The organism is Mesorhizobium newzealandense (assembly GCF_042682145.1).
In the GTDB taxonomy this organism is placed as follows: domain Bacteria; phylum Pseudomonadota; class Alphaproteobacteria; order Rhizobiales; family Rhizobiaceae; genus Mesorhizobium; species Mesorhizobium newzealandense.
In genome coordinates, this window is the sequence record NZ_JBHUGZ010000017.1 from 360,572 (window position 1) to 385,689 (window position 25,118).

At 62.4% G+C, this 25,118-nt stretch carries 28 protein-coding genes and 1 pseudogene; 8 read left to right on the plus strand and 21 right to left on the minus strand.

What is annotated here, in order from left to right; translation table 11 throughout:
* Positions 1-38: 38 nt before the first annotated feature.
* The 10 genes from ACFSOZ_RS26005 to odc2 form a co-directional block, all read right to left on the minus strand.
* Positions 39-1,160 carry a hypothetical protein gene (locus ACFSOZ_RS26005; RefSeq protein ID WP_379102601.1) on the minus strand — a complete coding sequence of 374 codons (1,122 nt, stop codon included), beginning with the start codon at positions 1,158-1,160 and terminating at the stop codon, positions 39-41.
* Between the two features lie 80 nt (positions 1,161-1,240).
* Positions 1,241-1,579 (minus strand): hypothetical protein, encoded by a 339-nt coding sequence (locus tag ACFSOZ_RS26010; RefSeq protein ID WP_379102603.1) that lies wholly within the window; start codon positions 1,577-1,579, stop codon positions 1,241-1,243.
* The gene (locus ACFSOZ_RS26015) at positions 1,580-1,921 is read right to left on the minus strand and encodes a P27 family phage terminase small subunit (RefSeq protein ID WP_379102606.1); all 342 of its coding nucleotides are present in this window, start codon (positions 1,919-1,921) and stop codon (positions 1,580-1,582) included.
* 498 nt (positions 1,922-2,419) lie between these two features.
* Positions 2,420-2,623: a hypothetical protein gene (locus tag ACFSOZ_RS26020; RefSeq protein WP_379102607.1), complete on the minus strand. Its 204-nt coding sequence runs from the start codon at positions 2,621-2,623 to the stop codon at positions 2,420-2,422.
* A 162-nt stretch (positions 2,624-2,785) separates the two neighbouring features.
* Entirely contained in the window at positions 2,786-4,036 is a 1,251-nt protein-coding gene (locus ACFSOZ_RS26025; RefSeq protein WP_379102609.1) for an AAA family ATPase, read from the minus strand.
* On the minus strand, positions 4,017-4,271 hold the full coding sequence (locus tag ACFSOZ_RS26030; RefSeq protein WP_379102611.1) for a hypothetical protein: 255 nt from the start codon (positions 4,269-4,271) through the stop codon (positions 4,017-4,019). The genes ACFSOZ_RS26025 and ACFSOZ_RS26030 overlap by 20 nt, the downstream gene beginning before the upstream one ends.
* Positions 4,272-4,419: 148 nt before the next feature.
* Positions 4,420-4,623, minus strand: coding sequence for a helix-turn-helix transcriptional regulator (locus ACFSOZ_RS26035; RefSeq protein WP_379102613.1), 204 nt, complete (start codon positions 4,621-4,623; stop codon positions 4,420-4,422).
* 227 nt (positions 4,624-4,850) lie between these two features.
* A complete protein-coding gene (locus tag ACFSOZ_RS26040; RefSeq protein WP_379102615.1) occupies positions 4,851-6,017 on the minus strand; it encodes a tyrosine-type recombinase/integrase in 1,167 nt (388 codons plus the stop codon).
* Positions 6,018-6,190: 173 nt separating this feature from the next.
* Positions 6,191-6,826, minus strand: a complete 636-nt coding sequence (locus ACFSOZ_RS26045; RefSeq protein WP_379102617.1) for a GNAT family N-acetyltransferase — start codon at positions 6,824-6,826, stop codon at positions 6,191-6,193.
* Positions 6,827-6,923: 97 nt separating this feature from the next.
* The gene (gene odc2, locus ACFSOZ_RS26050) at positions 6,924-8,057 is read right to left on the minus strand and encodes an ornithine/lysine decarboxylase (RefSeq protein ID WP_379102618.1); all 1,134 of its coding nucleotides are present in this window, start codon (positions 8,055-8,057) and stop codon (positions 6,924-6,926) included.
* Between the two features lie 540 nt (positions 8,058-8,597).
* On the opposite strand from odc2, the gene ACFSOZ_RS26055 reads away from it, so the two are divergent.
* The 4 genes from ACFSOZ_RS26055 to ACFSOZ_RS26070 all read left to right on the plus strand — a co-directional run bounded on the left by ACFSOZ_RS26055 (position 8,598) and on the right by ACFSOZ_RS26070 (position 12,792).
* Positions 8,598-9,794 (plus strand): amidase, encoded by a 1,197-nt coding sequence (locus tag ACFSOZ_RS26055; protein WP_379102620.1) that lies wholly within the window; start codon positions 8,598-8,600, stop codon positions 9,792-9,794.
* A gap of 2 nt (positions 9,795-9,796) precedes the next feature.
* The gene (locus tag ACFSOZ_RS26060) at positions 9,797-10,696 is read left to right on the plus strand and encodes a LysR family transcriptional regulator (RefSeq protein WP_379102622.1); all 900 of its coding nucleotides are present in this window, start codon (positions 9,797-9,799) and stop codon (positions 10,694-10,696) included.
* 201 nt (positions 10,697-10,897) lie between these two features.
* Positions 10,898-11,566, plus strand: a complete 669-nt coding sequence (locus tag ACFSOZ_RS26065) for a DUF1007 family protein (RefSeq protein ID WP_379102624.1) — start codon at positions 10,898-10,900, stop codon at positions 11,564-11,566.
* Positions 11,563-12,792, plus strand: a complete 1,230-nt coding sequence (locus ACFSOZ_RS26070) for a nickel/cobalt transporter (protein ID WP_379102626.1) — start codon at positions 11,563-11,565, stop codon at positions 12,790-12,792. The genes ACFSOZ_RS26065 and ACFSOZ_RS26070 overlap by 4 nt, the downstream gene beginning before the upstream one ends.
* 28 nt (positions 12,793-12,820) lie before the next feature.
* Here the strand turns inward: ACFSOZ_RS26070 and denD are convergent, their stop codons facing one another.
* The 4 genes from denD to ACFSOZ_RS26090 form a co-directional block, all read right to left on the minus strand.
* The gene (denD, locus tag ACFSOZ_RS26075) at positions 12,821-13,798 is read right to left on the minus strand and encodes a D-erythronate dehydrogenase (RefSeq protein ID WP_379102628.1); all 978 of its coding nucleotides are present in this window, start codon (positions 13,796-13,798) and stop codon (positions 12,821-12,823) included.
* An 11-nt stretch (positions 13,799-13,809) separates the two neighbouring features.
* Positions 13,810-14,022, minus strand: coding sequence for a hypothetical protein (locus tag ACFSOZ_RS26080; protein WP_379102630.1), 213 nt, complete (start codon positions 14,020-14,022; stop codon positions 13,810-13,812).
* Between the two features lie 83 nt (positions 14,023-14,105).
* Complete coding sequence (locus ACFSOZ_RS26085; RefSeq protein ID WP_379102632.1) at positions 14,106-15,086, minus strand: cation diffusion facilitator family transporter; 981 nt, start codon at positions 15,084-15,086, stop codon at positions 14,106-14,108.
* A gap of 31 nt (positions 15,087-15,117) precedes the next feature.
* Complete coding sequence (locus tag ACFSOZ_RS26090; protein WP_379102634.1) at positions 15,118-15,804, minus strand: GNAT family N-acetyltransferase; 687 nt, start codon at positions 15,802-15,804, stop codon at positions 15,118-15,120.
* Positions 15,805-15,887: 83 nt separating this feature from the next.
* On the opposite strand from ACFSOZ_RS26090, the gene ACFSOZ_RS26095 reads away from it, so the two are divergent.
* Entirely contained in the window at positions 15,888-17,072 is a 1,185-nt protein-coding gene (locus ACFSOZ_RS26095; protein ID WP_379102636.1) for a pyridoxal phosphate-dependent aminotransferase, read from the plus strand.
* 3 nt (positions 17,073-17,075) lie between these two features.
* Here the strand turns inward: ACFSOZ_RS26095 and ACFSOZ_RS26100 are convergent, their stop codons facing one another.
* The 3 genes from ACFSOZ_RS26100 to ACFSOZ_RS26110 are packed head-to-tail and all read right to left on the minus strand — an operon-like array spanning position 17,076 to position 19,349.
* Positions 17,076-17,819 carry an MBL fold metallo-hydrolase gene (locus ACFSOZ_RS26100; protein ID WP_379102638.1) on the minus strand — a complete coding sequence of 248 codons (744 nt, stop codon included), beginning with the start codon at positions 17,817-17,819 and terminating at the stop codon, positions 17,076-17,078.
* Positions 17,819-18,496: an amino acid ABC transporter permease gene (locus ACFSOZ_RS26105; protein WP_379102640.1), complete on the minus strand. Its 678-nt coding sequence runs from the start codon at positions 18,494-18,496 to the stop codon at positions 17,819-17,821. The genes ACFSOZ_RS26100 and ACFSOZ_RS26105 overlap by 1 nt, the downstream gene beginning before the upstream one ends.
* A 13-nt stretch (positions 18,497-18,509) precedes the next feature.
* Positions 18,510-19,349: a transporter substrate-binding domain-containing protein gene (locus tag ACFSOZ_RS26110; protein WP_379102642.1), complete on the minus strand. Its 840-nt coding sequence runs from the start codon at positions 19,347-19,349 to the stop codon at positions 18,510-18,512.
* A 134-nt stretch (positions 19,350-19,483) separates the two neighbouring features.
* Between ACFSOZ_RS26110 and ACFSOZ_RS26115 the strand changes: the two genes are divergently transcribed.
* Complete coding sequence (locus ACFSOZ_RS26115; protein WP_379102644.1) at positions 19,484-20,380, plus strand: LysR substrate-binding domain-containing protein; 897 nt, start codon at positions 19,484-19,486, stop codon at positions 20,378-20,380.
* Between the two features lie 62 nt (positions 20,381-20,442).
* The gene (locus ACFSOZ_RS26120) at positions 20,443-20,817 is read left to right on the plus strand and encodes a YciI family protein (RefSeq protein ID WP_379102646.1); all 375 of its coding nucleotides are present in this window, start codon (positions 20,443-20,445) and stop codon (positions 20,815-20,817) included.
* On the opposite strand, the gene ACFSOZ_RS26125 is transcribed toward ACFSOZ_RS26120, so the two are convergent.
* From ACFSOZ_RS26125 to trhO, 3 genes and pseudogenes are all read right to left on the minus strand, one after another.
* On the minus strand, positions 20,818-21,573 hold the full coding sequence (locus tag ACFSOZ_RS26125) for an SDR family oxidoreductase (RefSeq protein WP_379102648.1): 756 nt from the start codon (positions 21,571-21,573) through the stop codon (positions 20,818-20,820).
* 302 nt (positions 21,574-21,875) lie between these two features.
* Positions 21,876-22,614, minus strand: a pseudogene (locus tag ACFSOZ_RS26130) (tellurite resistance TerB family protein).
* Positions 22,615-22,743: 129 nt separating this feature from the next.
* Positions 22,744-23,673, minus strand: coding sequence for an oxygen-dependent tRNA uridine(34) hydroxylase TrhO (trhO, locus tag ACFSOZ_RS26135; protein WP_379102650.1), 930 nt, complete (start codon positions 23,671-23,673; stop codon positions 22,744-22,746).
* A gap of 292 nt (positions 23,674-23,965) precedes the next feature.
* On the opposite strand from trhO, the gene ACFSOZ_RS26140 reads away from it, so the two are divergent.
* Positions 23,966-24,604: a 2-dehydro-3-deoxy-phosphogluconate aldolase gene (locus ACFSOZ_RS26140; protein WP_379102652.1), complete on the plus strand. Its 639-nt coding sequence runs from the start codon at positions 23,966-23,968 to the stop codon at positions 24,602-24,604.
* 91 nt (positions 24,605-24,695) lie between these two features.
* Here the strand turns inward: ACFSOZ_RS26140 and ACFSOZ_RS26145 are convergent, their stop codons facing one another.
* Complete coding sequence (locus ACFSOZ_RS26145; RefSeq protein WP_379102654.1) at positions 24,696-24,872, minus strand: hypothetical protein; 177 nt, start codon at positions 24,870-24,872, stop codon at positions 24,696-24,698.
* Between the last annotated feature and the right edge of the window lie 246 nt (positions 24,873-25,118).

Below are 25,118 nucleotides of genomic sequence, written 5' to 3' on the forward strand. Positions count from 1 at the left end.
CAGAGATATACAGCCCAACGTCACATTTGACTGGACGTTTAGGCTGCAATTTTTTCCGCCTGTTTGTGATTGTCGTTTGCAGCAACGCGCGATTGTGGCAGATCCGCAACTTTCATAAGCATATCCAGCGCAAGATCGATTACCGACGCACCGTATTTTTCTGCACTGGCTTCGGTGTAACCTCTGGCGATTCCAATATCTCTGGCGGTAGCGTCTGTTATTGCCAGGTCAAGGATAGTAGCCGTGTCGGCTAGGGCAGCACGCAGGCGCGTTTCTTCGGCAAGACGGGACATTTCCTGTTCCGCTTTCGACTTCGCTTCCCATGGCCCTGTTACCGAGCCGGGCGCGTCATTGCGGCAATGTGGAACGCCGCCGACCCATTGCTTGCCGGGAACAAGGCCGTCTGGGCACCTAGTGACTGGTGGCATCATCGAGGTGTTCTTTAGTGCTTCGGCCAGCATATCCGCCGCCCTTGCCGCGGCAGGCGTTTTCTTCGCGGCAATCGTTGCCTTCCACGCTGCGGTCAGTGGGTCGACTGCGCCGGGATCGGATGGCGGAATGATAGGTTGCCGCATCAGGGGTGCTGCGGTCATTGGACTCTGCGTCGTCGGCTTGTCTTTCAGGTAGGCCCATATTTGCCCCTCACTGCGGCTTGGCGATGCACCCATCCCGCGGGCAGACCGTTCAATCGGGGAGAGCGGCATGCCTTGGGCGGTGCGGCGCCACTCCGTCAACTCATTACCTTTGAAGCGGAGGGCGCCTAAACGAATGTGCTTGGCCGTAGGCGGCTTCGCTTCCTTGTCTTCCGGCACGATTTTCGGCTCTGCATCGCTACGCTCATAAGTCCGCACCAATTTGCCGGTGTGGTGCCAGCGCTCTCGGCCTACAACCCGCCAGCCGATAGCATCGAGCAAGGCCGGTTCGGTAGGCCGAATCTCTAACCCGAATTCCGGGTTTGTGTCGTCGTCGCCGACCGTGCCGACGAGTGCACCGGCAGGCAGTGTCAAGTCACGCCAGAATCGAAGAGCATCAACCCTGCTCTTCCCGTGTTTGTGGGCTAGCCGTTCAAGCGTCGGCCAGGCGAGTACCTGGCACACGCGACCGTTATCATTGGCCGCAATACGGCCCTCCGCCGAAGCGGCGTTCATTGTGTGGGTCAATGGAAGCTCGATTTTTGAGGTCTGTGTAGGAGCCCCTCGGCTCCGGCCTTGCCGCCTTGGCGACGGTCTTAGTCTTTCACCTAAATATAGGCTTCAGGACGCGTTTTGCCAAATAAAGGAGGCGTTGGTGCGGGAAGATTGTTGTTCCGTAAAACTGTGTAGATCCAGGGCTCGGACTGCTCCGGCCACATATAAAACGGCGATCGCGGATCGCCCCACGCGGCTTCGAGTTCGTCGGCGAAATCGCCCCAAATCGTCACCATCGTTTCGTCTTCGATAAGACCTGGCCGCGGCGCCGGATCGAAACCAAAGCTTGGCAAGACCTCGAAATAGTCGGCTCCAGCCCGCATTAGGAGGTCGGCGTCTTCAATCGGTATTTCGACACGCTTCGCTCGACGTTGTTTGAGTCGTCTCACCATTTACCTGTACTCCCGCGTGCGCGGCGGCCGGCTATCGGCTGGCGCATCGACGTCCAGTGCTAGCTCTCGGACCAATCGCGCGAAGGCGATTCTGGCCGCATTTAGGATCGCAACCTCCGGTCTTTCTTTGGGCTGACCGAAGCGATCGAGGAAGGTCTGGCCGTCCCGATCAAGAACCTCGCGGGCAACTTGGCTCTGATCCCACGCCTCTGCCGCCAAGGTGAGCAACCGAACATGGTGGCCCTCGAGGGCATAGTTTTCGGTGACGGATTTGAACCATTTCTTTGTTGCCGCCTGTAGATGATTAGGCGGTTTTGCCCGCTGAATCGTATCTGTTTTCATGCTGATTTACCTGTGTTTTTGGCCGCAATGCCTTGGTCCTCAAGGCAATGGCGAATATTTTTTCAACCGGTCCCCTGCCAATGCGCACAATGGGGGCACGCACGGTACGGGCGGTCGACCCTTCTAGAGATTCGAGATGCCCGGTGCACTGCACCATCGGTCTTCGTGCGGTGCACCATCGCCTCTCGCCGTTCGAACCTGCAGCCACTGCACAAGGCGATGAACGGACCTACCCAGAAGGCGGCCACGTCGCCGTTGTGGAGGCCTGTGGCGAGGCATACGGCCACGGCTGGTGTGACTGTTTCGCTCTCAAGGCAGCGCTCGCAAAGAGGCTGTGTTTCGATGTAGGTGCGCCTCATACGGCGCCACCTCATCGTCTGGTAGTTGCCGTTCGTTGTCATTGTCGGCCGTCAATTTCCTGAACTCTGCCCATGACATGCGACGGCCACGATACGGGCGGTCGGCCTCGGTTGGTGCTAGCGATGTCATTGGTATGCCTCATGAGTGGGGCGCGGGCTGCCTAAGCGCGCCCTCCGTCTCCAGCCAGACGTCGCCAAGTTTTCTGCATTCGATGACGTAGACCGGCTCTCCGTCGACCATGGTGATGCCGATCGCGCGGCACGGTTGCCACTCAGGTTTCATGCCGCCGTCTGTGGTCTTGTAAACCTGGCGCTCGGCCATGAAGGGTGTAATCGAAAACATGCGTGTTCCATTCCTTGGTGTTCTCCTCTGGTTTCATTTGTGGGTGGGTAGCGCCTGCCGGATTCCACCGGCAGCGGTGCTTCCACCGCACGGGGGGTTATAGGGGGGTGGTAGGACAGGTCGGTGGAAGCCGGTGGAACGGCGGTGGAAGCGCGGTGGAAGCTAGTCTGGGCCGTAGTCTTCAGCAGTCACAATGAGCCTTTTCCTCCTGTGTGAGGCAGGGCCTTCTTCGACTATCTTGATTGTGCCAGCCTCGAGCAAGCGCTGCATCGCTGCTGCTAGTTGCTTCTTCGACGTGCCCTTCGCGCCTGGATGCTCTACCATCCTGGCGGGCGCATACGATGTACCCGTCGATGTGCTGACATTCCGCCCCACCCGATTGAAGGTAGACAGGAGCGACACGAACACGTCGTCGTGGCGCCCATGCAGTAGCCCAGCCACAACTGGCATCTTGCCGTCATCCAACACGAACACGCCGTCCTCCCATCGCAATTTGATTTCAGCTCCGGCCTTTCCGTAGTTAGATTTCTTGTTGGTCAGCACGCGGCCGTCGGGGTCGATGTCTTCCTTGCCTTCCTGCCGGGTGATGTAGAGGCGGGACCGCACGCTATTGTTCCATGCTGTCGAACCCGACGAACCTGTGCCGCTTTGCATACCAGCGACAGAGGGATGGCTTAGCAACATCACGGCCATGTCCAATTCGATGGCCTGCTTTCTCAGCGTCGATATGAACTGTCGGACCTGATTGCGCTTAATTTCGTCCCCACCGAACAAGTCGGCTGAGGTGTCAAGCACCAGCAGGCCAGGCCGAAATTCTGTCAGTTGTCTTATCAGCGGTGCCCAGTTGGCGGTCGGCTGCATCACGCCGGACTTGTCGGGAACGGCTAGCAATGCGTCGCGGTCGGCCATCGGGATCAACCGAAAATCGGCAAGGTCAGAAAGCTGCCGGCTGTGGGCGTAAACTATATCCGCAAGCCTTCGGTGAAACTCGTCGGCTTCATCTTCGGCTCCCAGATATGTGACACGGCCAGCCAATGGTCGAAGGCCGATCGTCTCGCAACCCAACGCGCTTGCGGCGGCAATCTGCAGGGCAAGCAGTGACTTTCCGACGCCGCCATCGCCATTCAGGATGGTGACCTGGCGCCGCGGTACTAGGCCCTCCAGAAACCACTCGCGTGTCGGCACCGGCATGCCGTGCCATTCGGCAGGGTTGACGATCGGAAGGTTGTCGTTGGCTGCGCTCGGCTTTGTCGCCTGCAGCGTTAGGAGTCCATTCGAGACAACGCGCACCATGCCGTCAGCGCACCGGACAGTCGACATAAAGTTCCCGCACGTCTCCACGGCAGTCTCGCCGTGTTCCGGGTGAACGACGATCTCGCCGCGGGAAAAAAGTTCAGGCTGCGCGTCGGTCATGCGGATTCTCTCCCAATGCAGCGCTCGCGGCGTGCACGATCTGGTCGGCAATATCGGTGGTGAATGTTGCGGCGGCTGTGCCGAATGCGGATGGCGCGAAGACGCGCCGCCTGCCGTCTGGCTTCTCAGATAGCTTGAGATTATAGAGCCGCACGCCTTCGACCAACTGCAGGTCGAAGCGCGCAAGCGTGCTGCCCGAGCCTGGCGGCTGCGGCCTAATATCTAGAACATGCAAGGTAGTGGTTCCCCGTTGTGGGTCTGGGTTAGCGCCGGTTCGGCCGGCGCTTATGGTTGTTTTGCTTGTTCGGCCTTCCAAGCCAGCACCGCCCGCACGGCGGCGAGTTCGGCCTTCAGTTCGGCGCGGGTCATTGTTGCGTAGGTGCTCATGCAGCGGCCCTCATGGCGATGCGGCCTCGAATAAAGTCCATCACCTCGGATTTCAGGAAGGCGATACGTCGATCGCCCATAGGCACGGCTCGAGGAAACTTTCCATCATCGCGTAGCCGATTGAGAAATGTTCGGGATAGACTGGTCAGGCGAGCGGCTTCGTTTAACGAAACCAGTTCCAAATTATCATTGGCGTGCATATGAATCCTCTCTCTGCGGCCGGAACGGAATCCGGACGCGCGCAATTCTTGTGCGATTTTGGGAAAGGGTTAACCGACGCTAAGCGCCACCTTCTTTTGTGAAGGCAAACAACGGCCAAGCCGCATTGAAAAGGCTACCTTTGGCAACCATAACAACAACAATATGCCCGTTTTCATATTCTGTCAAGAAAAATGACCCACCAAAAACTCGGTTTGTCAAAACAATTTCATTGCTGCGTCAACTTGCCGCAGTACGTCGCCCAATCAGCCATCAATTGCCGCCGCTTTTCCAGGGCATCGCCGCGACGGTATGCGCGCTCTACAGCGGAACCGACCTTGTGTCCGAGCGACCATTCTGCGATCTCTCGGGGAAAGTCGGTCTCCTCACCGCACCAGTCCCTAAAGGCGGAACGGAACCCGTGGACTGTTGTCCCTGGCCGTTTCGCTGCCATCACGCCACGCATTGCAGCATTGCCTATCGGTCGATCCTTTACGGCGCCCTCAAACACAAACTTATCTGACATCCGACTGGATACGACAGCTAGGGCAGATTCGGAAAGCGGAACAACTAGCGGCTTGCCGGTCTTAGTGCGCTCGCCAGGAATCGACCATGTCTTCGCGGTAACATCAAACTCGCCGGGTTTCGCTTCGATTGCCTCTGACGTCCTAACCGCCGTCAATATTGTGAAGAGCAGGCACTGCTCCGCGACTTCGGCGCCAAGCTCGCTTAGGAATGTCGAAACCTCTGAGTACGGCATGGCATCGTGGTTCGCTCCAGTCGTGCGGCTGGCGGCCGAGAGGATGTGCTCAAGGTGCCCCGTCCAGCGCCCGGGATTGTCACCTGCCCGCAAATTCTTGGCCAAGGCGAAATCGATAACTGCCTCGATCTTCCCGCGCACGCGCTGGCCGGTCGCTGGTGTCTTCTTCCAGATAGGCAGCAAGGTGGATTGGATGACCTCAGTTCCGACTGCGTCGATAGCCAACGGGCCTAGGTTCGCGGCGTGCTCAAGCAGGTGTACGCGCCACTCCTTCTCAGTCTTCGGCGTCCATTCCGAGCGCTTAGCCTCGATGAGCCGGGTGGCGACTTCGGCGAACGTGGGAGCGGTCTTGGCTGCTCGGCGGGCTGCATACGGATCCTGATCATTTGCGAGCGCGTCGCGCATCTCATCCGCCTTGCGCCTGGCGATGGCCAATGTGATGGGTGCTGTGCCAGCAAAGCCGCCAAGCCCGATCTCGCGTCGGATCCCCTTGCGGCGATAGATGAAAAACCACGACTTGCTTCCGCCGGGGTGGACGCGGATATACAATCCAGCACCGTCAGCATAGACACCCGGCTTGCGGAGACCCTTGATTTTGGCGTCTGTAAGTTTGTTCCTTACCATACTTTCCACCATACCCTAACTGGTGGATACTATGGTCGCGATGGACAACTATGTCAACGCAATCCCTTGTAGCGCAAGGGATTCACAAGAACTACCGTTGAGAACTAAAGGGAATTTTCCGCCCGGTGGGCGGCGTTTTTGTTTTGGGCGACGACTATGTGTCCGCTTCAGGCGCTCTTGCAGCCTCAGGCCGCCGACGCCTGCTCCTGCGCCTTCAGCTTGCGTCCCGCGGCCTTCAGCGTACCCCTGGCGCCGTCGAGCGCACCCTCCACCAGTTCCAGCGCCAGCAGGCGGTGCCGCTCATAGGGGCCGGGCATGGCGAGGGAACCGGTCCTGGCGGCCGAGAATCCGAAACGTCCGTAATAGGGCGCGTCGCCGACCAGCAGGATCGCCGCATGGCCAAGCCGCGCCGCCTCGGTAATTGCATGGCGCATCAGCGCCGAGCCGATACCGGCACTCTTGAGTGACGGATCGACGGCAAGCGGGCCAAGCAGCAGCGCGGCCGGGCCGCCCTCGCCCAGCGTGACATCCCACAGCCGCACCGTGCCGGCCACGCTACCCGACGCGTCGCGGGCGATGAAGGCCATGCCTTCCGAAGGCCGGCGGCCGCGCCGCAGCTTCTCCGACGACTTGGTCCTGCGCTTCGGTCCCATGGCATCGTCGAGCAGCGCTTCACGCGCTGCAACGTCGGCCGCGGTTTCGGCAACGATGGCAACAGCACCGGCAATCTCCTCCCTTGAGGGGGAGGTGTCGCCGAAGGCGACAGAGGAGGTCGCCGCGCGTGAAGCGCCGCCCTCAACAATGAAATTTGCAATGTCCATTTCCGCAATCCCTGGCGAGCGGAGATCTGTTCCACAGGCGAGCCCGGGTGGACGACAGGCGCCCACCTGGGATGATCTGAGCGGCTCTTGCGAGCCGTCAGATCACGTAGGATCGGAGAGGCTCGAAGCCGTTGAAGGCGACCGCCGAGTAGGTGGTCGTGTAGGCGCCGGTGCCCTCGATCAGCACCTCGTCGCCGATGGTCAGCGACAAAGGCAGCGGATACGGCGTCTTCTCGTACATCACGTCGGCCGAATCGCAGGTCGGGCCGGCGAGCACGCAAGGCGCAGTCTCCGTGCCGTCATGCGCGGTGACGATCGGGTAGCGGATCGCCTCGTCCATCGTCTCGGCCAGGCCGCCGAACTTGCCGATATCGAGGAACACCCAGCGCACATTGTCGTTGGCGGCCTTCTTCGAGATCAGTACGACCTCCGACTTGATGACGCCGGCATTGCCGACCATGCCGCGGCCCGGCTCGATGATGGTTTCCGGGATGGCATTGCCGAAATGCTTGCGCAGCGCCGAGAAGATCGCCTGGCCATAGGCTTGCGCCGCCGGCACGTCACGCAGATAGCGCGTCGGGAAACCGCCGCCCATGTTGACCATCTTGAGCACGATGCCTTCCTCGGCGAGCGTCGCGAACACCGTCTTGGCATCGGCCAGCGCGCGGTCCCAGGCGGTCAGGTCGGTCTGCTGCGAGCCGACGTGGAACGACACGCCATAGGCGTCGAGGCCGAGCCCCTTGGCATGGCGCAGCACGTCGATGGCCATCGCCGGCACACAGCCGAACTTGCGCGACAGCGGCCATTCGGCGCCTTCGCCATCGGTCAGCACGCGGCAGAACACGCGCGCGCCGGGAGCGACGCGGGCGATCTTCTCGACCTCTTCGACGCAGTCCACCGCGAACAGGCGGATGCCGAGTTGGTAGGCGCTTGCGATGTCACGCTCCTTCTTGATGGTGTTGCCGAAGGAGATGCGGTCCGCCGGCGCACCGGCGTCCATCGCCATCTCGACTTCGGCAACGGAAGCGGTGTCGAAGGACGAGCCCATCGCAGCAAGCAGGCGCAGGATTTCCGGCGCCGGATTTGCTTTCACCGCATAGTAGATCTTCGAATCGGGCAGCGCCTTCTCGAAGGCGCGGAAATTGTCGCGCACGACATCGAGGTCGACGACCAGGCAGGGGCCGGTCGGGCGTCGGGTGGCGAGGAAGTCAAGGATGCGTTGGGTAGCCATCGGGGTCTCTCCATCAGCGCCTTTCGGCGCGCAATAAGGCTGCGGAACGCGGGCTGTGCGCCTCGCGAACACGCGGTGGACAAAGGCGGGACGGAAATCCATGGAACCAGCCGGTGGAGACCCCGGAACCATGAAGCGCCGTCTCGCGGCGGTGAACCTTGGCCTTGCCCGGCCTCGGTTCGCTTTGTCTGCCTTGGCTTGGATGGGAAACCCGTCCGCACTGCCGGCAATGAAGGTGTGCCTCTTCAGTAACCCCGGTCTTTGGACAACCGGCAGAACACCAGAAAGGCCCGCACCGTCGTTGCTTCAAGGTGTCCTCGGTCTGGCGGTTGGCCGCTAAACCGACTGGAGGGGTTGGCTCCAGTTACCTTACCGATTTCCCTCACCATTCGAGGATCGGCGGACACCCACAGGCACGTGCGACTTTGGGCAAGCGCGATATAAGGGCGAAGGCTTTCACAATCAATAAAAATCGCATCCCAGGTTGTAAAATTTCTGGCACCGAACAATGTTGGTGCACTCGTATGCGGATATCGAACGATGACAGGCACGCACGGCCCCCTCAACGCCTTTCTCGATGTTCGCCAGACGCCGGTGGCACATGCCGAGCTCGGACCGCTGGCCGGCCTGCGGCTGGCCGTCAAGGACATCTACGACGTCGCCGGCTACCGCACCGGTTGCGGCAATTTGCAGAAGTTCGCCGAAAGCAATGCCGCCACGCGCACGGCGCCGGCCGTGCAGATGATTCTCGATGCCGGCGCACGCTTCGTCGGCAAGACCCAGACCGACGAGCTTGCCTTCGCGCTATTCGGTCAGAATGCGCATTTCTCGTTTCCGGTTAACCCGGCAGCGCCCGACCGCGTCACCGGCGGCTCTTCATCGGGGTCGGCGGCGGCGGTGGCGGGCAGGCTGGCCGACATCGCCACCGGCTCCGACACCGGCGGCTCGATCCGCGCGCCGGCGAGCTTTTGCGGATTGATCGGGCTGCGCACCACGCATGGCCGCATTTCGCTCGACGGCGCAATGAAGCTGGCGCCGAGCTTCGACACGTTCGGCTGGTTCGCCGACGACATCGAGACCTACGAGACCGTGGGCAGGCTGCTGCTTGGCCGCGACCCGCACCAGCACGCGTTGGAACGCCCGCTGGCGCTGGACTGGCTGGACGAACTGGTCGCCCGCCCGGCGCTTGCCGAATATGCCGGAATGAAGGCGCTGGCGAGCGCGGTTTTCGGCACGCCGGCGACGCCAGCCACACACTTCTCCTCGTCTGCGGACGAACTCTACTGGTGCTTTCGCCGGCTGCAGGCCAAGGAGGCCTGGACTGTGCATGGCGACTGGATCACCAGCGGCGAGCGCGACCTCGGCCCTGGCGTCGACGAGCGTTTCGGCTTCGGCCGTGCCGTCGACGACCGCACAGCGCAGGCCGAGACGGTGCGCCGGCTGACCTTTCGCGGCGAACTGAGCGAACTGCTCGGCAGGGACGGTTTCCTTGTCCTGCCGACGGTGCCGGGCCCGGCGCCCTACGTGGACAGCACGCCGGAGCAATTCCAGGCCTATCGCGAGCAGGCCCTGCAGCTTCTGTGCCTCGCCGGCCTGTCCGGCTTTCCGCAAATCACCTTGCCCATCGGCTCGGTCGCCGGCGCCCCGTTCGGCCTGTCGCTGCTTGGCCCTTCCGGCAGCGACATTGCCCTGATACGGCTCGGCCGGAAACCTCTCGACGCGGCACGAAAGGCTTGACCATGGACACACTGACCCGCATGCGTGCCTTCATCGATGTGGTCGAGGCCGAGGGCTTTTCGGCGGCGGCACGCAAGATCGGCCGCTCCAAGGCATTGCTGTCGAAATATGTGCGCGAGCTGGAGGACGAGCTCGGCGCGTTGCTCTTGAACCGCACCACACGGCAGTTCTCGATGACCGAGGCCGGCCACACCTATTACCGGCGCGCCTCGGAGATCGTGCGCGAGGTCGACAGCCTGGCCGACGCGGTGCGTGAATCGTCCGGCGACGTGCGCGGCCGGATCAAGCTGTCGGCGCCGCGCACCTTCGCCGATGCGCCGATCGGCCAGTCGCTGATCGACTTCGCCAAGCAATATCCCGACATCGTGCTCGACATCCAGCTCGACGACCGCTTCGTCGACCTTGTCGAGGAAGGCTTCGATCTCGCCGTGCGCATCTCGCGGCTGGAGAACTCGTCGCTGATCGCCAGGCGGCTGGCGCCATTTTCGATAAAGCTCTGCGCCTCTCCCGAACTGATCGCCAAGCATGGCATGCCGACGCGGCCGCAGGACCTTGGCCGCATGCCCTGCATCGTCGACACCAATGGCCGCGGACTGAACAACTGGCCGTTCAAGGGCGACAATGGCGATCCGGTGAGCGTTGCGGTCTCGGGTCCGATCGAGGTCAACAGCCCGATGACGGCGAGAGCCGCGGCCGTGGCGGGGCTCGGATTTTCCGTGCTGCCGGATTTCATCGCCGCGCCCGACCTCGCGAGCGGCCGGCTGGTGACGGTGATGGATGACCGCATCCTGTCGGGCGGCGGTATTTTTGCCGTCTACCCGCATCGCCGCTATCTGCCGGCGAAAGTCCGCGTCTTCGTCGATTTTTTGGTGCAGTGGTTCAAGACACGTGAGGCCACCTGAGCGGCCTAGCCATGAGTGGAATCCGATTTTCTCGGACAAACGGAAGCCGTTTGTCCAGAGATCATGCGCAAACAAACAGGCAGAGCCCACCCCGATCTAATCGGGATGGAACAGGCCATGGCCGCCTCGCGGTCCCAATTTCGCCCCCTTTCTGGTAACTCTCGACATCTCTCTCCGAGGCCGATGGAATCGCGACCGAGAATGCACCTGAAACGGCACGCAATCATGCTGGCTTCGGCCTTGGCGGCAACCTTTGCCGCCACTGGACCAGCTTATGTGCATCCACATGTCTTCGCCGAGGCTCGCCTCGACGTGATTCTTTCTCCGGATCACCAAAGTGTGAAAGCGCTGCGTCATCTCTGGCGCTTCGACGATCTGTTTTCCAGCACGGTGATGATGGAGTTCGACAAGAACTCCGACCTGAAGCTCGACGACAAGGAGCTGAAGGATGTCGCCGATACCGTCCACGCCTCGCTGGCAGAGTTCAACTACTTCCAGCTCGTCACTGTCGACGGCAAGGACGTGGCGATGACGCCGCCGCCGCATCTGATGGCCAATTTCGACAATGACCAGTTGGTCATCCTGTTCGAGTCCGAGCCGAAGGTGCCGATCAAGCTGGCCGGCAAGATCGACATCGGCGTCTACGATCCGACCTTCTACACGGCGATCGATTTCACCGAAGACTCCAACATCACGGTTGAAGGCCTGCCGTCGAATTGCACCAGCAAGGTGATCCGTCCGGACCCGGACGAGGCGATCAAAGAAAACCAGAAGACCCTGACGGATGCGTTCTTCAACGATCCGACAGGCACCGACATGAGCAAGATCTTCGCCACCAAGCTCGAACTGACCTGTCAGCCAGAAGGATGAACCCGGTGACGAAACCATCCCTGCGTTTGGCATTCGGCCTGTTGGCCATCACCTTTGTCATGATGCATTTCGCCAGCTCCGCCCATGCCCAGAGTTCGCTCGGCATCGGCGTCAATGACGGCATGGCGCCCACCACCGGCCCATTCGCCCACATCCTGATGTGGATCAATCTCAGGCAGCAGGAATTCTATCGCGCGCTGGCGACGGCGATGAAGGCGATGCGCCAGGACGGCAGCAAGCTGTGGGTGCTCATCGGCCTGTCTTTCGCCTACGGCATTTTCCACGCCGCCGGCCCCGGCCACGGCAAGGCAGTGATCTCGTCCTACATGGTGGCCAATGAAGTGGCGCTGCGGCGCGGCATCCTGTTGTCCTTTGTCTCGGCACTGCTGCAGGGCCTGACCGCGGTCGCGGTGATGCTGCTCGCCTATTTCGTCCTGCGCGGCACCACCATCTCGATGACCGACGCTGCCTGGTTCATGGAAATCATGAGCTATGTCTTCGTCACCCTGTTCGGCGCCTGGCTGCTGTGGCGCAAGCTCGGCCCGTCCGTCCTGCGCCTGTTCGGACGAGGCCCCGCCTACAGCCTGTCGGCGGCTCACGCCGGTCACTCCCATGCGGGCCATGGTCATTCCCATGCCGGCCATTCGCACACCGGTCATTCCCATGCCGCTCACAGCCATTCGGCGCATGCCCATTCGCACGCCCTGCACGTGCATGACGATCACGACCATGCGCATGACCATTCGCACGATCATCACGGCCACGGCGCGCACGATCACGACCATGGCGCACACGACCATACTCATCACGATCATGCGCATCACGATCATGCGGCGGGCGAGGTCTGCGACACCTGCGGCCACTCACATGCGCCCGATCCGGCGCTGTTGTCGGGCGACCGCTTCGACTGGCGCACGGCCTGGTCGGCGGTGGCGGCCGTCGGCATCCGTCCGTGTTCAGGCGCGTTGATCGTGCTCAGCTTCGCACTTCTCAACGGGCTCTGGCTCGGCGGCCTGTTGTCGGTGCTGGCGATGTCGCTGGGAACCGCCATCACCGTCTCGGCTCTGGCCACACTGGCGGTGACCGCAAAGAACTGGGCGGTGTATTTCGCCGGCGATGGCCGCATGGGCAACCGCATCCACTCGATCGTCGAGATCGGCGGCGCCGCCTTCGTGTTCCTGTTCGGGCTGTTGCTGCTGTCGGCGAGCCTGGCGACCGGCGGTTGATGCTTTTGCGCGCCGGAACGCTGCGGGTTTAATCCGCGATCTTGCCGCCGAGCTCGTCGTCGATATGCGCGCGGATGATTTCATCAAAACTCGTTTCGGCGCTGAAGCCGAGTTCCCTTGACCGCCGCGCCTCGAACCGTGTCGGCCAGCCCTTGACGATCGCCCAGATCGTTTCGTCGGGCTCCTCGCGGATCAGCTTCACTGCCTTCGACCCGACGATGCGTTCCAGCGCCTCGATCTGCTCGCCGACGGTGACCGCGACGCCGGGCATCGTCAAATTGCGGCGCGGCCCGACGGCGTCGCCGTCGATCCCGGCCGCATGGATCAGGAAGTTGACCGCCGAACGCGGGCTGGCATGGGTGTGCACGACGGAGCGCGGCACCGGCAGGATCGCCTCGTGGCCGCTCAACGGCTCGCGGATGATGCCGGAGAAGAAACCGGACGCCGCCTTGTTCGGCTTGCCCGGCCGCACGCAGATGGTCGGCAGCCGGATGCCGATGCCGTCGAAGAAGCCGCGCCTGGAATAGTCGGCGAGCAGCGCTTCGCTCATCTGCTTCTGGGTGCCGTAGGAGGTCAGCGGCGTCGGATGGAATTCATCCGGTATGACATCCGGAAACGGCGCGCCGAACACCGCGATCGACGAGGTGAAGATGACGCGCGGTGCAAAGCCCGCCAGCCGGATGGCATCGAACAGCGCTCGTGTGCCGTCGAGATTGACGCGGTAGCCGAGATCGAAATTCGCCTCCGCCTCGCCGGACACGATGCCGGCGAGATGGAAGACGACATCGGGGCGCGACGCGACCAGGCGTTCGGCCGCGCCCGCCTCGGCGAGATCGCCGGTGTGGATGGTGACGCTGACGCCGTCCATGCTAGGTGCCTGCGGCGGCACGATGTCGTGCAGGTCGAGTGCTGTGATCTGGCGGCCGCGCAATGTGCCGTCCTTGGCCAGCCGGGCGATGAGCTTGCGGCCGACCATGCCTGCCGCGCCAGTGATCAGAATGCGCATGTCAAAGACCTCTAATTACCCTGGTTTTTGCGCTGGTTGCGGGCCCGCAGCCAGAACACCGAGAAAAACGCCAGCACGAAGACGATGCCAAAGGCACCGGCCAGCACGGTCGAGAAACTGCCAAGTGCCAGCATCACGGTCGGCAGGTAGAAGGCGGCGATGCCGAACAGAAGCATGATCCACGCTGCCGCGATGGCCGCATTCCTGGTATCGCGGTCCATCATGCTGCGCCCGGGCAGTGAGCGTTCGTCAAGCTTGTTTTCAAGGCTTTGGCACTCCTGAGACAGGACCAATCGATATCAATCGATCAGGCCTGATGATGGTGGTCGTGATGCGAAGCCGCATCGTGCTCGTGCTCGTGATCATGGTCGTGTTCGTCGCCATCGTCGGCGCACTGTCCGAATTCCGGTTCCACGGTGGCATGGCTGATGCCATGCTCGCTGGCAAGCCGCTTCTTGATGGCGCTGACCGCCTGATAGGCATCGACACCCTCGTCGAGGCAGGCGTGCAGCGTCGCCATGTTGCTTGTCCCGTCAAGCGACCAGACATGCATGTGGTGCACTTCGCGCACCCCCTGGACCGTCGCCTCGATATCCCTGGCGATCAGATCGCGGTCGAGGCTGGGCGGCACGCCCTCGAGCAGGACTTGAGCGGCGGCGCGCATCAGCGACCATGCCGTAGACAGGATCAGCAGCGAGACCAGGACCGACAGGATCGGGTCGATCGGCGTCCAGCCGGTCGCCAGGATGACCAGTGCGGCAACGATTGCGGCGGCCGAGCCGAGCAGGTCGCCTAGCACATGCAGGATGGCGCCGCGCATGTTCAGGCTCTCACGGTCGCCGCCATGCAGCACGAAGAAGGAACCGATATTGACGAGCAGGCCGAGGACCGCCACCACCAGCATCGGTCCGCCAAGCACCGGCGCCGGCGCCAGCAGGCGCCCCCATGCCTCGTAGACGATCCACAGCGCGATGACGAAGATGGCGATGCCGTTGGTATAAGCCACCAGCGTCTTGACCCGGCCGAAGCCATAGGTGAGACGGCCGGTCGCCGGACGCCCCGCAAGATGAAACGCATACCAGGCAAGGCCGAGTGCGATCGAATCGGCCAGCATGTGTCCGGCATCGGCCAGCAACGCCAGCGATCCGGTCAGGAGGCCGCCGAGAGCTTCGGCGACCATGAAGCCGGCGGTCAGGCAGGCAGCGATCAGCACGCGTTTCTTGTCGGTCGAACCATGCACATGGCCGGCGCCGTGGTCATGCCCGCTGTGATCGTGGGTATGCGCCAATGGCAAACTCCCGTTGCGCGCCGAATTCAGCTTACGCGCCGAACTTGGCGCGGAAATCCTCAAGCCGTCGCTTCTGCTGGCCGTCGCCATCGAAATTGGCCGGGTCGAGCCACGCTTCATAGGCTTGGCGCAGAGCCGGCCACTCCTTGTCGATGACCGAATACCATGCCGTATCGCGGTTTTCACCCTTGACGATGAGATGCTGGCGGAAAATGCCCTCGAACTTGAAGCCGAAGCGTTCGGCCGCCCGCTTCGATGGCTCGTTGCGGTTGTTGCATTTCCATTCGTAGCGGCGATAGCCGAGTTCGTCGAAGATGTATTTCATGAACAGGAACTGCGCTTCGGTCGCGCCCGGCTTGCGCGAGATGAGCGGTCCCCAATAGATGTTGCCGATCTCGATGACGCCATAGGCAGGATCGATGCGCATCAGCGTCTGGCGCCCGGCGACCTTGCCGCTCGCCTTGTCGATGACGGTGAAGAACAGCGGATCCTCGCTGGCCTCGACCTTGTCCAGCCATGGCTGGAAAGCGGCACGGGTCTCCGGCGGATAATCGGGCAGCCAGGCGAAGCGGCCGTCGACGTCGGATACGGAGGACGCTTCGTAGAGGCCGTCGCCGTGTTTTGCGGCGCTCAGCGGTTCGAGCCGGACATAGCTGCCGTCGATGGCCTTGCGCTCGGGCCGCGGACGCGATTGCCAATCTTTGAGATTTTCCGACACCGTAAGCTCCAATCCGTTTGACTTTTGCGGGCCGAAGCTCACAAAAACGCACGCCAACAGTAAGAACCACACGGACGGGAAAAATGCTCCACACGATTTCGGCCTTCGACCGTCTCGGCGAGGAAAACGCCTTTGCCGTGCTGGCGCGGGCGACGGCACTGGCAAGCCAAGGCCGCGACATTGTCAATCTCGGCATCGGCCAGCCCGACTTCAAGACGCCGCAGCACATCGTCGAGGCGGCGATCAAGGCGCTGCGCGACGGCCACCATGGCTACACGCCGGCCAATGGCCTGCTGGCAACGCGCGAGGCGGTGGTGCGCCGCACGCTGACCACCACCGGCGTCGAGGTATCGCCCGAAGCGGTGATGATCCTGCCCGGCGGCAAGCCGACCATGTTCGCCGCCATCCTGATGTTCGGCGAGCCGGGCGCCGAGATCCTCTATCCCGACCCAGGCTTCCCCATCTACCGCTCGATGATCGAATTCACTGGCGCTGCTCCGATCCCGGTGCCGATGCGGGAGGAAAACGGCTTTGCCTTCTCCGCCGAGGAGACGCTGGCGCTGATCACCTCGAAGACCAGGCTCCTGATCCTCAACTCGCCGGCCAACCCGACCGGCGGCGTCACGCCGCGAACCGAGATCGAGAAGCTGGTCAAGGGGCTGGAGAAGCACCCCGACGTCGCCATCCTCTCCGACGAGATCTACGACGTCATGACCTATGACGGCGAGACGCATTGCTCGCTGCTCGGCTTTCCCGAGATCCGCGACCGGCTGATCGTGCTCAACGGCTGGTCGAAGACCTGGGCGATGACCGGCTGGCGCATGGGCTGGTCGATCTGGCCGAATGGCGACAAGGGCGCCCACCTCTACGACAAGGTGCGCAAGCTGGCGGTCAATTGCTGGTCCTGCGTCAACGCGCCGAGCCAGTTCGCCGGCATCGCGGCAATAGACGGCCCGCAGGACGACGTCGACAAGATGATGCGCGCCTTCGACCGCCGCCGGAAGATCGTGGTCGAGGGGCTGAATGGCTTGCCCAACATTTCCTGCATCACGCCCAAGGGCGCGTTCTACGCCTTTCCCAACGTGTCGAAGACCGGCTGGAAGGCAAAGAAGCTCGCCTCGGCCCTGCTTGACGAGGCCGGCGTGGCGCTGATCGGCGGTCCCGATTTCGGCATTCTCGGCGAAGGCTACATCAGGCTCTCTTACGCCAATTCCGAGGAGAACATCTTGCGGGCGCTGGAGCGGATCGGAACGTTCCTGGCGAAATGAGGCTCAACTCGCGCTGGGCTTGTCCAGATAAGCTCTCGCAATCGATCTCAGCTCGCTCAGGTCGATTGTTTCGCCATGCCCGCAATAGGCCTGGTTGAAATCTATCTGCAAAAGCCGCTCCATTGTCTTTCGGTAGAGCCGCATGTCCGACCCTGGAAGGTCGTCAACCAGTCGCCCGCGATAGATCGCGTCGCCGGCCAGGAAATCGCCGTTGCGTTCATCGAACAGCCCGATCGACCCCGGTGAATGACCTGGGAGATGGATAACGCGAAACGACCTGTCGCCGGTCTCGATCAGATCACCATCATCCAGAATCCGGGCCAGCGGCGCCGGGCTGATCCGGAAACGCTGTGGCGACCACGCCTCGTTCGGCGCCCTGCCGACTGCTTCCGGCTGCGCACGAAAGAGATGAGCCAATGTGTGCTCATCCGCCATGTCTTCGAAGAACGCTGCCTCCGCGCGATGGCCGGCCCTCGTCTCGAACTCCCTCAATGCACCGACATGATCGACATGGATATGCGTTGCAACGGCCACCACTGGCTTGCCGTGCTGCAGGCCCAGCACCGGCCTGAGCGGCACAAGTCCCATGCCGGCATCGATGACGAGATCGACATCGCGCCCGCGAACGTGAAAGATATTGCTTCTGAAATAGGGATGGACGTGCGGCTCCCATAGCCGCGTGATGCCTTGCCCCAGAGTCTCGCGTGAAAACCAGTCGAAAGCCTCACCGGGCACAGTGGACGACATCAACGATGTCCCCGCGACAGCATGCGCTCGACCTTCATCTGGAAGATGGTCAGAACCGAAACCATCGACATGTAGTAGATCAGTGCGGCGCCATACCATTCCAGGAACCGAAAGCTGGTGGCGATGGCGAACTGGGTGACGGTCATGAGTTCCTTCAGGGAGATGACGGTCGCCAGCGAGGTTGCCTTCAGCAACGAAATTAACTCGTTGACCAGGGCCGGCAGCGCGACGCGAAGCGCCTGAGGCAAGACGATCAGGAAGAATATCTGGCCCCGGTGCAAGCCAAGGGCCGCCGCCCCTTCCGATTGCCCCTTGCCGATGGATGCGTAGGAACTGCGAAGGATCTCGGTCAGGTAGGCGATCTGGATCAGCGTCAGGGCGAGAAACGCCGCGATGAACGGCGTGAACCAGCTCGATCGGAAGACCGCCGAGATCTGCGGCAGCCCGTTCCAGATGAATAGCAGCACAAGCAGCGCCGGCGCACCGCGAAAAAGCCAGACAAACGCGGCGATCGACAGGCGAATCCAGCGCCGCTTCGACGTGGCCAGTGCCGCCGTTGCCAGGGATACCGCCAGGGCGACGGCCATGACGAGAACCGAAAGGACCAAGGTCAGCAAAGCGCCCTTGGCGAGGGGCCAGCCGAACAGCGCCGACAGGAAGAGCCTGTAGTCGAACACGGCAGCCCTTCCCTCAATTGGTCGTATGCTTGACGTCGGTGGCGGTCGCGGGAAGGTTCCATTTTTTCAGCAGCGTCGCCATCTCGCTGCTCGCCTGCACCGCCTCGATCGCCTTGACCAGCCGCTGGCGCTCGTCGCCGCTTTTTCTCAGGTAGAGTCCGTAGGTTTCACCGTCGCCATAGCTGTATGGAATTTGCAGCTGGCCCGGCATCTGCTGGATACGAAACGCGGCAGTCGTATCCTGCGTGATCGTCGCTGCCGCGCGGCCGATCAGGATCTGCTGGATGACGGCGGAGGCGGACGGATAGGTCTGTATTTCGGCTGGCGCCTTGCCGGCCTTGGTCAGTTCGGCATTCAGATCGGCAGCCATCTTCTCGTAGTTGGTGCCGGCCTCGATCGCCAGCACCTTGCCGCTCAGATCCTCCGGGGCCTTGGTTGCGTCGTCGGCGACAGCCGTCACCATCACGACGTTGGAAATGAAGTAGGGAACCGCATCGTAAGCCTTGAGCCGCTCTGCCGTGACCAGAATGCCGGACGCCACGAGATCGCAGCGCTCGGCGCCGAGCGACGGCAGCAATCCCTTGAAGTCACCAACGACGTATTTCGTGGTGGCATTCCACTGCCTGGCGATCGCATCGACGACATCGACCTCGAAACCGACGAGCTTCTCGTCCCCGGGATTGGCGTAGTACTGCATCGGTGGAAAGTCGCCACCCGTGCAGACACTCAGCACACCATCGCGCACGAGACTTGTATCGGCAGCCTGCGCCGTCAGCGTCGTGGCGGAAAGCACGGTGAGGATCATCCCACCCAGGGCCAGTCTGGCTGCGGCAGAAATCGGCGTGTGAAACATATCGCGGTCCCCATTTGTTTTTGTCATGGCTGGCCCGGATGGGCAGCGCGGGGACGGTATGTTGCAAGTTTTCTGCAAACAAGCTAAATTTTTAAAGGAAATTATGAGCAGTTTTTCTAAACTATTGGTATCAAATGGCGCTCCCCTCCCTTCATTCGCTTCGTGCCTTCGAAAGCGTATCGCGGCTGGGCAACATCGCGGCGGCTGCCGCCGAGTTGCATGTGACGTCGGGCGCCATCAGCCAGCAATTGCGCGCGTTGCAACTGTCGCTCGGCCTCGACCTGTTCGAGAAGCGCGGTCGCCGCCTGGTGCTGACGGAGCGTGGGGCCGCGCTGCACAAGAGCGTGGGCATTGCCATGCAGCAGATATCGGAATCGATCCGCGAAATATCGGCGGATGCCTACAGCACAGCCGCCAAGGCGACCCTCACCGTGTCGGTGCCTTCGGTTTTCGGCACGACGTGGCTGGCAGCGCGGATTTTTCGGTTTCTCGATGCGAACCCCGACGTCCGCATGCGCATGCGCACGGCGGTGGATTTCGAGGAGGTGGACTGGCGGGACGTCGATGTCGCCATCGTCTATGGCAAGCCACCCTGGGCCGGGTTCTGGTGGCGGATGCTGCATAGCATATACGCGTCACCAGTATGCAGCCCGCAATTGCTGCGCGGGCCGAACGGTATTCGCGAGCCGCGCGACGTCCTGCATCACCGCCTGCTCCATGAAGACGATGGCGACCAGTGGAGACGTTGGCTAACGGAGGCGCGTGTGCCACATTCCGTGGAGTCCGATATCTATTTCGATAACTTCGCCATGGTGCTTCAGGCTGCGCGTGACGGCCATGGTGTGGCGCTCACAAACGATATCATTTCCTTCAGGGACCTCGACGAGGGTCGGCTCGTTCAGCCCTTGATGCTCGGTGTCGCGTCCAGCCGAAGCTATTACTGCATATGCCATGAGGAAGGTCTGGCAAATCTGGCTATCGGCCGGTTTGTCGACTGGTTGGTCGATCAGGCGTCGAAGCCCTCTGGCTGACGACGAATAGCTGCGCTCGGACCAGGGGTTCTGTTCAATTCCGGAGAAAAGGAGAACGCTCGATGTTCTATGCAATCCTCGCCTATCACGTGGAAGATGCGATCAAGGCGCTGACGCCGGAGCAGGACGCGGCCCTGATGGCCGACCTGCTCCGGATCAACGACAGGCTCTACGCCGAAGGCCGCCTCGGGCCGTCGGCGCGGCTCGGTGAGACACAATCGGCCTGCACCTTGCGCGGGCCAGGCGACGGGACCGTCATTGACGGTCCGTTCGCCGAGACCAAGGAACAGCTTCTTGGTCTCTACGTCGTCGACTGCGCGACGCGGGACGGTGCCATCGCCATCGCGCGCGATCTGCGCCGCGTCAATCCGACCGCCGTCTACGAGATCCGTCCGATCGCGCTCTACCGTCCCGGCGTATCGTTGGCGGGGAAATAACTACCCACGCCCGACAAACGGCATCTTGGTGGCCATCACCGTCATGAACAGCACATTGGCGTCGAGCGGCAGGCTGGCCATGTGGACGACGGCGTCGGCAACGCGCTGGACGTCCATCACCGCTTCGGCGGCGATCGAACCGTTGGCCTGCGGCACACCGACCGTCATCGCCTGCGCCATGTCGGTCAGCGCGTTGCCGATGTCGATCTGGCCGCAGGCGATGTCATAGGGCCGGCCGTCGAGCGCCAGCGTCTTGGTCAGTCCGGTGATGGCATGCTTGGTCGCCGTGTAAGGCACCGAGCCCGGACGCGGCGCGTAGGCCGACACCGAACCGTTGTTGATGATGCGGCCACCCATCGGCCGCTGCTTGCGCATGGCGCCGAAGGCGGCGCGGGCGCACAGGAACGAACCGGTGAGATTGACGCCGACGATATCGTTCCACACCTCGACCGGGATCTCGTCGATCGGCGTCGATTTGTAGCCCATGCCCGCATTGTTGAAGAGCAGGTCGACCCGGCCGAAAGCCTCCGCCACCGTCTCGAACAGATCATCGACCTCGCCGGCCTTGCTGATGTCGCAGGCAACCGCCAGTGCCTTGGCATCCGTGGGACCGGCCTCGGCGATCGCGGCATCCAGCACGGGTTTGCGGCGTCCGCAGAACACCGTGTTCCAGCCGGCCTTGAGCAGCGCCGTGGCGACGCTCTTGCCGATGCCCGTGCCGGCGCCGGTGACGATGGCGGTTCTTTGCTCGGTCATAACTGTTGTCCTCCGGCAGCGCTGCGCGTGCTCGACTGATTTTCGGGGTTTGGCTCAAGAAGGGAAGGCATCGCAAATGACGGCTGCGATGGCAAGCGAGACCACCAGAGCTTGGTCCGAAAGTGGAACCCGATTTTCGGAAAAACGAACAGATAGGTCCCGACAAAAAGGGCGGTCATTGGCGACCGCCCTGATCTGAACCGGGCTTGGGAGGAGGAAAAACCGGTCCGACTGTGTAGAATCATGCGCTTCCTGAGTTAACGGACGGTTAACCCGGCAAAGGCCGCCTGTGCCGATTTGGGCTACCAGCGCGGATTGGGCGAGGTCCCCGCCTTGGCCGGCACTTTCGCGGCCAAAACCGTCGCCTCGACATGATCGACCAGCGCATCCGGCAGACCCAGCCGGCCGGCAAGCAGGTCGAGATAGCCGCGCTCGGCGCGGGTGTCGGGATCGATGGTGAGGCGCGACGCGGTGTAGAGTTCGAGCTTCTGCGCGTCGGTCTTGGCGCCGGCCACCAGCGTGTCGAAGTTAAGCGGGCTCTCCAGCTCCGCCATCAGGAATTTTTCGGCGTCGGGACCAATCCCGGCCAGGCTCAGCTTGCCAGCGATCTTCTGGCGTTCGTCATCATCGATGTGGCCGTCGGCCTTCGCCGCCGAGATCATCGCCCGAACCAAGGTCAGCGTGAATTCGTCCTCGCCTTGCGGCGCCTGCGACGGGTGGAAGGCGGTATCCTTGGGCGGCGGCAGCAATTCCGGCTCGCCGGCCGCGGGCGCTTCCGCGGGTGCGTTGCCGGCCTTGTAGTTCTGGTAGGCCTTGTAGGCGAGGCCCCCGATCGCGGCCAGTCCGCCAAGCTTCACCGCGGCGCCCGTCACCTCGCGGCCGGCACCGGTTCCAAGCAGCACGGCAGCCAGCGCGCCGGCGGCCAGCGGATTGTCCCTTGGCCATCTGCACGGCCTGACCCGCCTTGTCGCGGACGGTGCCGCTGGTGCCGGGGATTTGCGAGCCGAGCAGATCGTCGAGAAGCTTCTTGGGATCGAACATACAGTGCCTCCAGGATTTGCCCGGCCGAACGGGCGGGTTTCGAACGCCGAAGAGGTAGGTCCCACAGCTTGACATTACAATGACGGGTCCTCGGGACAGATCCTCGGCGGCGAGCGGCCGATGCCGGGATCAGGAGCCGATATGCCGGCCCCTGCCCCGCACTTGCGCGAGTTCGACCTGACGCTGACGCTCGGCGTATCGCTGACGGTCCTCATCGGAACGGGCATCGAAACAATGCGGGCAAGATACGCCGGCGGCGAACTTCGGTGACGTCAGTTCGCTCGGCGTCAGCGGATGCCGGCAGGCGCGGCAGAGTTCGGCTTCGCCCTCGGCGAGGCCATGCGACACCGAAACCCGCTCGTCGAAGACGAAGCACTCGCCTTGCCACAGGGTCTGTTCGGCCGGAACTTCCTCCAGGTATTTGAGGATGCCGCCCTTGAGGTGGAAGACATCCTCGAAACCGAGTGACTTGACGTAGGCCGTCGCCTTTTCGCAGCGTATGCCGCCGGTGCAGAACATCGCCACCTTGCGGCCCTCGAGCACTTCCCGGTGCGCGTCCACCCAGGCCGGAAACTCGCGAAAACTTGCGGTGGCCGGGTCGACCGCGCCCTTGAAGGTGCCGATCGACACCTCATAGGCGTTGCGCGTGTCGATGACGATCGTGTCGGGCTCCGAAATCAGCGCGTTCCAGTCGGCCGGCGCGACATAGGTGCCGGCGCTCGTCGCCGGGTCGAGATCCCCGACGCCCATGGTGACGATCTCGCGCTTCAACCGCACCTTCATGCGGTGGAACGGCATGTCTGATGCACTGCTGTATTTGATCTCGAGGCCGGCGAGCCCTTCGATGGCTTCGAGATAATCGATCAGTTCGGCGATCGCCGTCTCGCTGCCGGCGACGGTGCCGTTGATCCCCTCATGCGCCAGAAGCAAGGTGCCCTTGATGCCGCGCCCGCAACAGAAAGCGGCGAGCGGCGCGCGCAGTTCATCGAAGGCGTCGAGTCGGGCAAACCGGTAGAGCGCGGCGACGCGGATGGGGTCTGTTGGCGTGGACAAAGTCATTGCCGAGGCACCTAGAGTAGTTCCAAGAAAAGCGTGAAGCGGTTTTCCGTCCGGAATTGCGTCAAGACAAGAAGTTAGAGCGGTTCGCCGTTTCCGTGAAACGATGAGCTGCTCTAGACGCTCGTCGCAGCCGATTCAAGGCGCAGCCGGTTCACCAGCCCGTCATCGTGTTTTGATGGCAATGGCTGGTATGACCGCCCACGGCGCGTGACATCGCGACACGCTTCGTTTCATGGACAGAAAAACACCCGTCTGCTAATCGGTTGAATTGTCCCACGATACGGAGAGACAGATGCCCAGCAAGACCGAAAAACTCCTGTCGCTCCTCAATGGCCAGCCGGTCATCCCGGTGCTGAAGATCGCCAATGTCGCCGACGCCGTGCCGCTGGCCCGCGCTCTGGCGCGTGGCGGCCTGCCGGCGATCGAGATCACGCTCAGAACCGCCGATGCGCTGGAAGCGATCCGGCGGGTGGCGGCTGAGGTCGAGGAAGCCATCGTCGGCGCCGGCACCATTCTCGATACGCATCAGTTCGAAGAGGCCGCGGGCGCGGGCTCGCGGTTCATCGTCAGCCCCGGCGTCACGCGCGAGCTTCTGGCGGCAGCCGCCGGCAGCGATGTTCCGCTGCTGCCCGGCGCCATCACGCCTGGCGAGATCATGGCCGCACGGGAAGCCGGCTTGCGCTTTCTCAAATTCTTCCCGGCCGAGCAGTCGGGCGGCATCGCTTCGCTGAAGGCCTTCGCCTCGCCGCTCGCCGATGTGAAATTCTGCCCGACCGGCGGCATCACCGGCAAGAACGCGGTGGATTATCTCAGCCTGTCCAACGTCGTCTGCGTCGGCGGCTCCTGGGTGGCGCCCGACGACATGGTCAAGGCCGGCAAATGGGACGAGATCGAAGCTCTCGCACGCGCGGCGAGCAAGCTCGGTCGATAACGCATCCACTCATTCGGGTTTGCGGCGATTCCGTTGGAAAAACCCGGTCGGCTTTGGCCGACCGGGTCAAGATTTTCCTGCATGAACAGGATCAGTTGCAGACCCGGACCTTTTCCACGACCTTGCGGTGGTGAGCCCAATGCGTGACCACCTTGGTCCTGCAGTGATGCTTGCCGGTCTTGATGATCACGGTTTCGGCTTGTGATGGAGCGATAGTGGCCGATGCCGCCGCCAGCGCCAGAACTGATGCCAGTAGAATTGTCTTCATGAATATCCCCAGGGGTTGGAACGCACTCATACTAACCTGGAAACGGGCAGGCTGTTCCGGCTTCACGAGAAGTTCAGCTGCCCGTGATCCCGCAGGTGGAGACCCGATCTCAGGTGATGATTGTCGGCTCGTTGCCGATCGTCGGTTCGAACCGCGTTTCACATCTTCAAGCCCGACCCGATGGCCATCCGACAATCGCTTCAATGCACCGCATGGGACGATTGAACAGCAAAAAGCCGCGCAGGT

Coding starts and splice junctions, on each gene's coding strand:
- ACFSOZ_RS26010 (WP_379102603.1), bottom strand. CDS start 1,579: ATGGTGAGACGACTCAAACAACGTCGAGCGAAGCGTGTCGAAATACCG.
- ACFSOZ_RS26015 (WP_379102606.1), bottom strand. CDS start 1,921: ATGAAAACAGATACGATTCAGCGGGCAAAACCGCCTAATCATCTACAG.
- ACFSOZ_RS26020 (WP_379102607.1), bottom strand. CDS start 2,623: ATGTTTTCGATTACACCCTTCATGGCCGAGCGCCAGGTTTACAAGACC.
- ACFSOZ_RS26025 (WP_379102609.1), bottom strand. CDS start 4,036: ATGACCGACGCGCAGCCTGAACTTTTTTCCCGCGGCGAGATCGTCGTT.
- ACFSOZ_RS26035 (WP_379102613.1), bottom strand. CDS start 4,623: ATGCACGCCAATGATAATTTGGAACTGGTTTCGTTAAACGAAGCCGCT.
- ACFSOZ_RS26040 (WP_379102615.1), bottom strand. CDS start 6,017: ATGGTGGAAAGTATGGTAAGGAACAAACTTACAGACGCCAAAATCAAG.
- ACFSOZ_RS26045 (WP_379102617.1), bottom strand. CDS start 6,826: ATGGACATTGCAAATTTCATTGTTGAGGGCGGCGCTTCACGCGCGGCG.
- odc2 (WP_379102618.1), bottom strand. CDS start 8,057: ATGGCTACCCAACGCATCCTTGACTTCCTCGCCACCCGACGCCCGACC.
- ACFSOZ_RS26055 (WP_379102620.1), top strand. CDS start 8,598: ATGACAGGCACGCACGGCCCCCTCAACGCCTTTCTCGATGTTCGCCAG.
- ACFSOZ_RS26060 (WP_379102622.1), top strand. CDS start 9,797: ATGGACACACTGACCCGCATGCGTGCCTTCATCGATGTGGTCGAGGCC.
- ACFSOZ_RS26065 (WP_379102624.1), top strand. CDS start 10,898: ATGCACCTGAAACGGCACGCAATCATGCTGGCTTCGGCCTTGGCGGCA.
- ACFSOZ_RS26070 (WP_379102626.1), top strand. CDS start 11,563: ATGAACCCGGTGACGAAACCATCCCTGCGTTTGGCATTCGGCCTGTTG.
- denD (WP_379102628.1), bottom strand. CDS start 13,798: ATGCGCATTCTGATCACTGGCGCGGCAGGCATGGTCGGCCGCAAGCTC.
- ACFSOZ_RS26080 (WP_379102630.1), bottom strand. CDS start 14,022: ATGATGGACCGCGATACCAGGAATGCGGCCATCGCGGCAGCGTGGATC.
- ACFSOZ_RS26095 (WP_379102636.1), top strand. CDS start 15,888: ATGCTCCACACGATTTCGGCCTTCGACCGTCTCGGCGAGGAAAACGCC.
- ACFSOZ_RS26100 (WP_379102638.1), bottom strand. CDS start 17,819: ATGTCGTCCACTGTGCCCGGTGAGGCTTTCGACTGGTTTTCACGCGAG.
- ACFSOZ_RS26110 (WP_379102642.1), bottom strand. CDS start 19,349: ATGTTTCACACGCCGATTTCTGCCGCAGCCAGACTGGCCCTGGGTGGG.
- ACFSOZ_RS26115 (WP_379102644.1), top strand. CDS start 19,484: ATGGCGCTCCCCTCCCTTCATTCGCTTCGTGCCTTCGAAAGCGTATCG.
- ACFSOZ_RS26120 (WP_379102646.1), top strand. CDS start 20,443: ATGTTCTATGCAATCCTCGCCTATCACGTGGAAGATGCGATCAAGGCG.
- ACFSOZ_RS26125 (WP_379102648.1), bottom strand. CDS start 21,573: ATGACCGAGCAAAGAACCGCCATCGTCACCGGCGCCGGCACGGGCATC.
- trhO (WP_379102650.1), bottom strand. CDS start 23,673: ATGACTTTGTCCACGCCAACAGACCCCATCCGCGTCGCCGCGCTCTAC.
- ACFSOZ_RS26140 (WP_379102652.1), top strand. CDS start 23,966: ATGCCCAGCAAGACCGAAAAACTCCTGTCGCTCCTCAATGGCCAGCCG.
- ACFSOZ_RS26145 (WP_379102654.1), bottom strand. CDS start 24,872: ATGAAGACAATTCTACTGGCATCAGTTCTGGCGCTGGCGGCGGCATCG.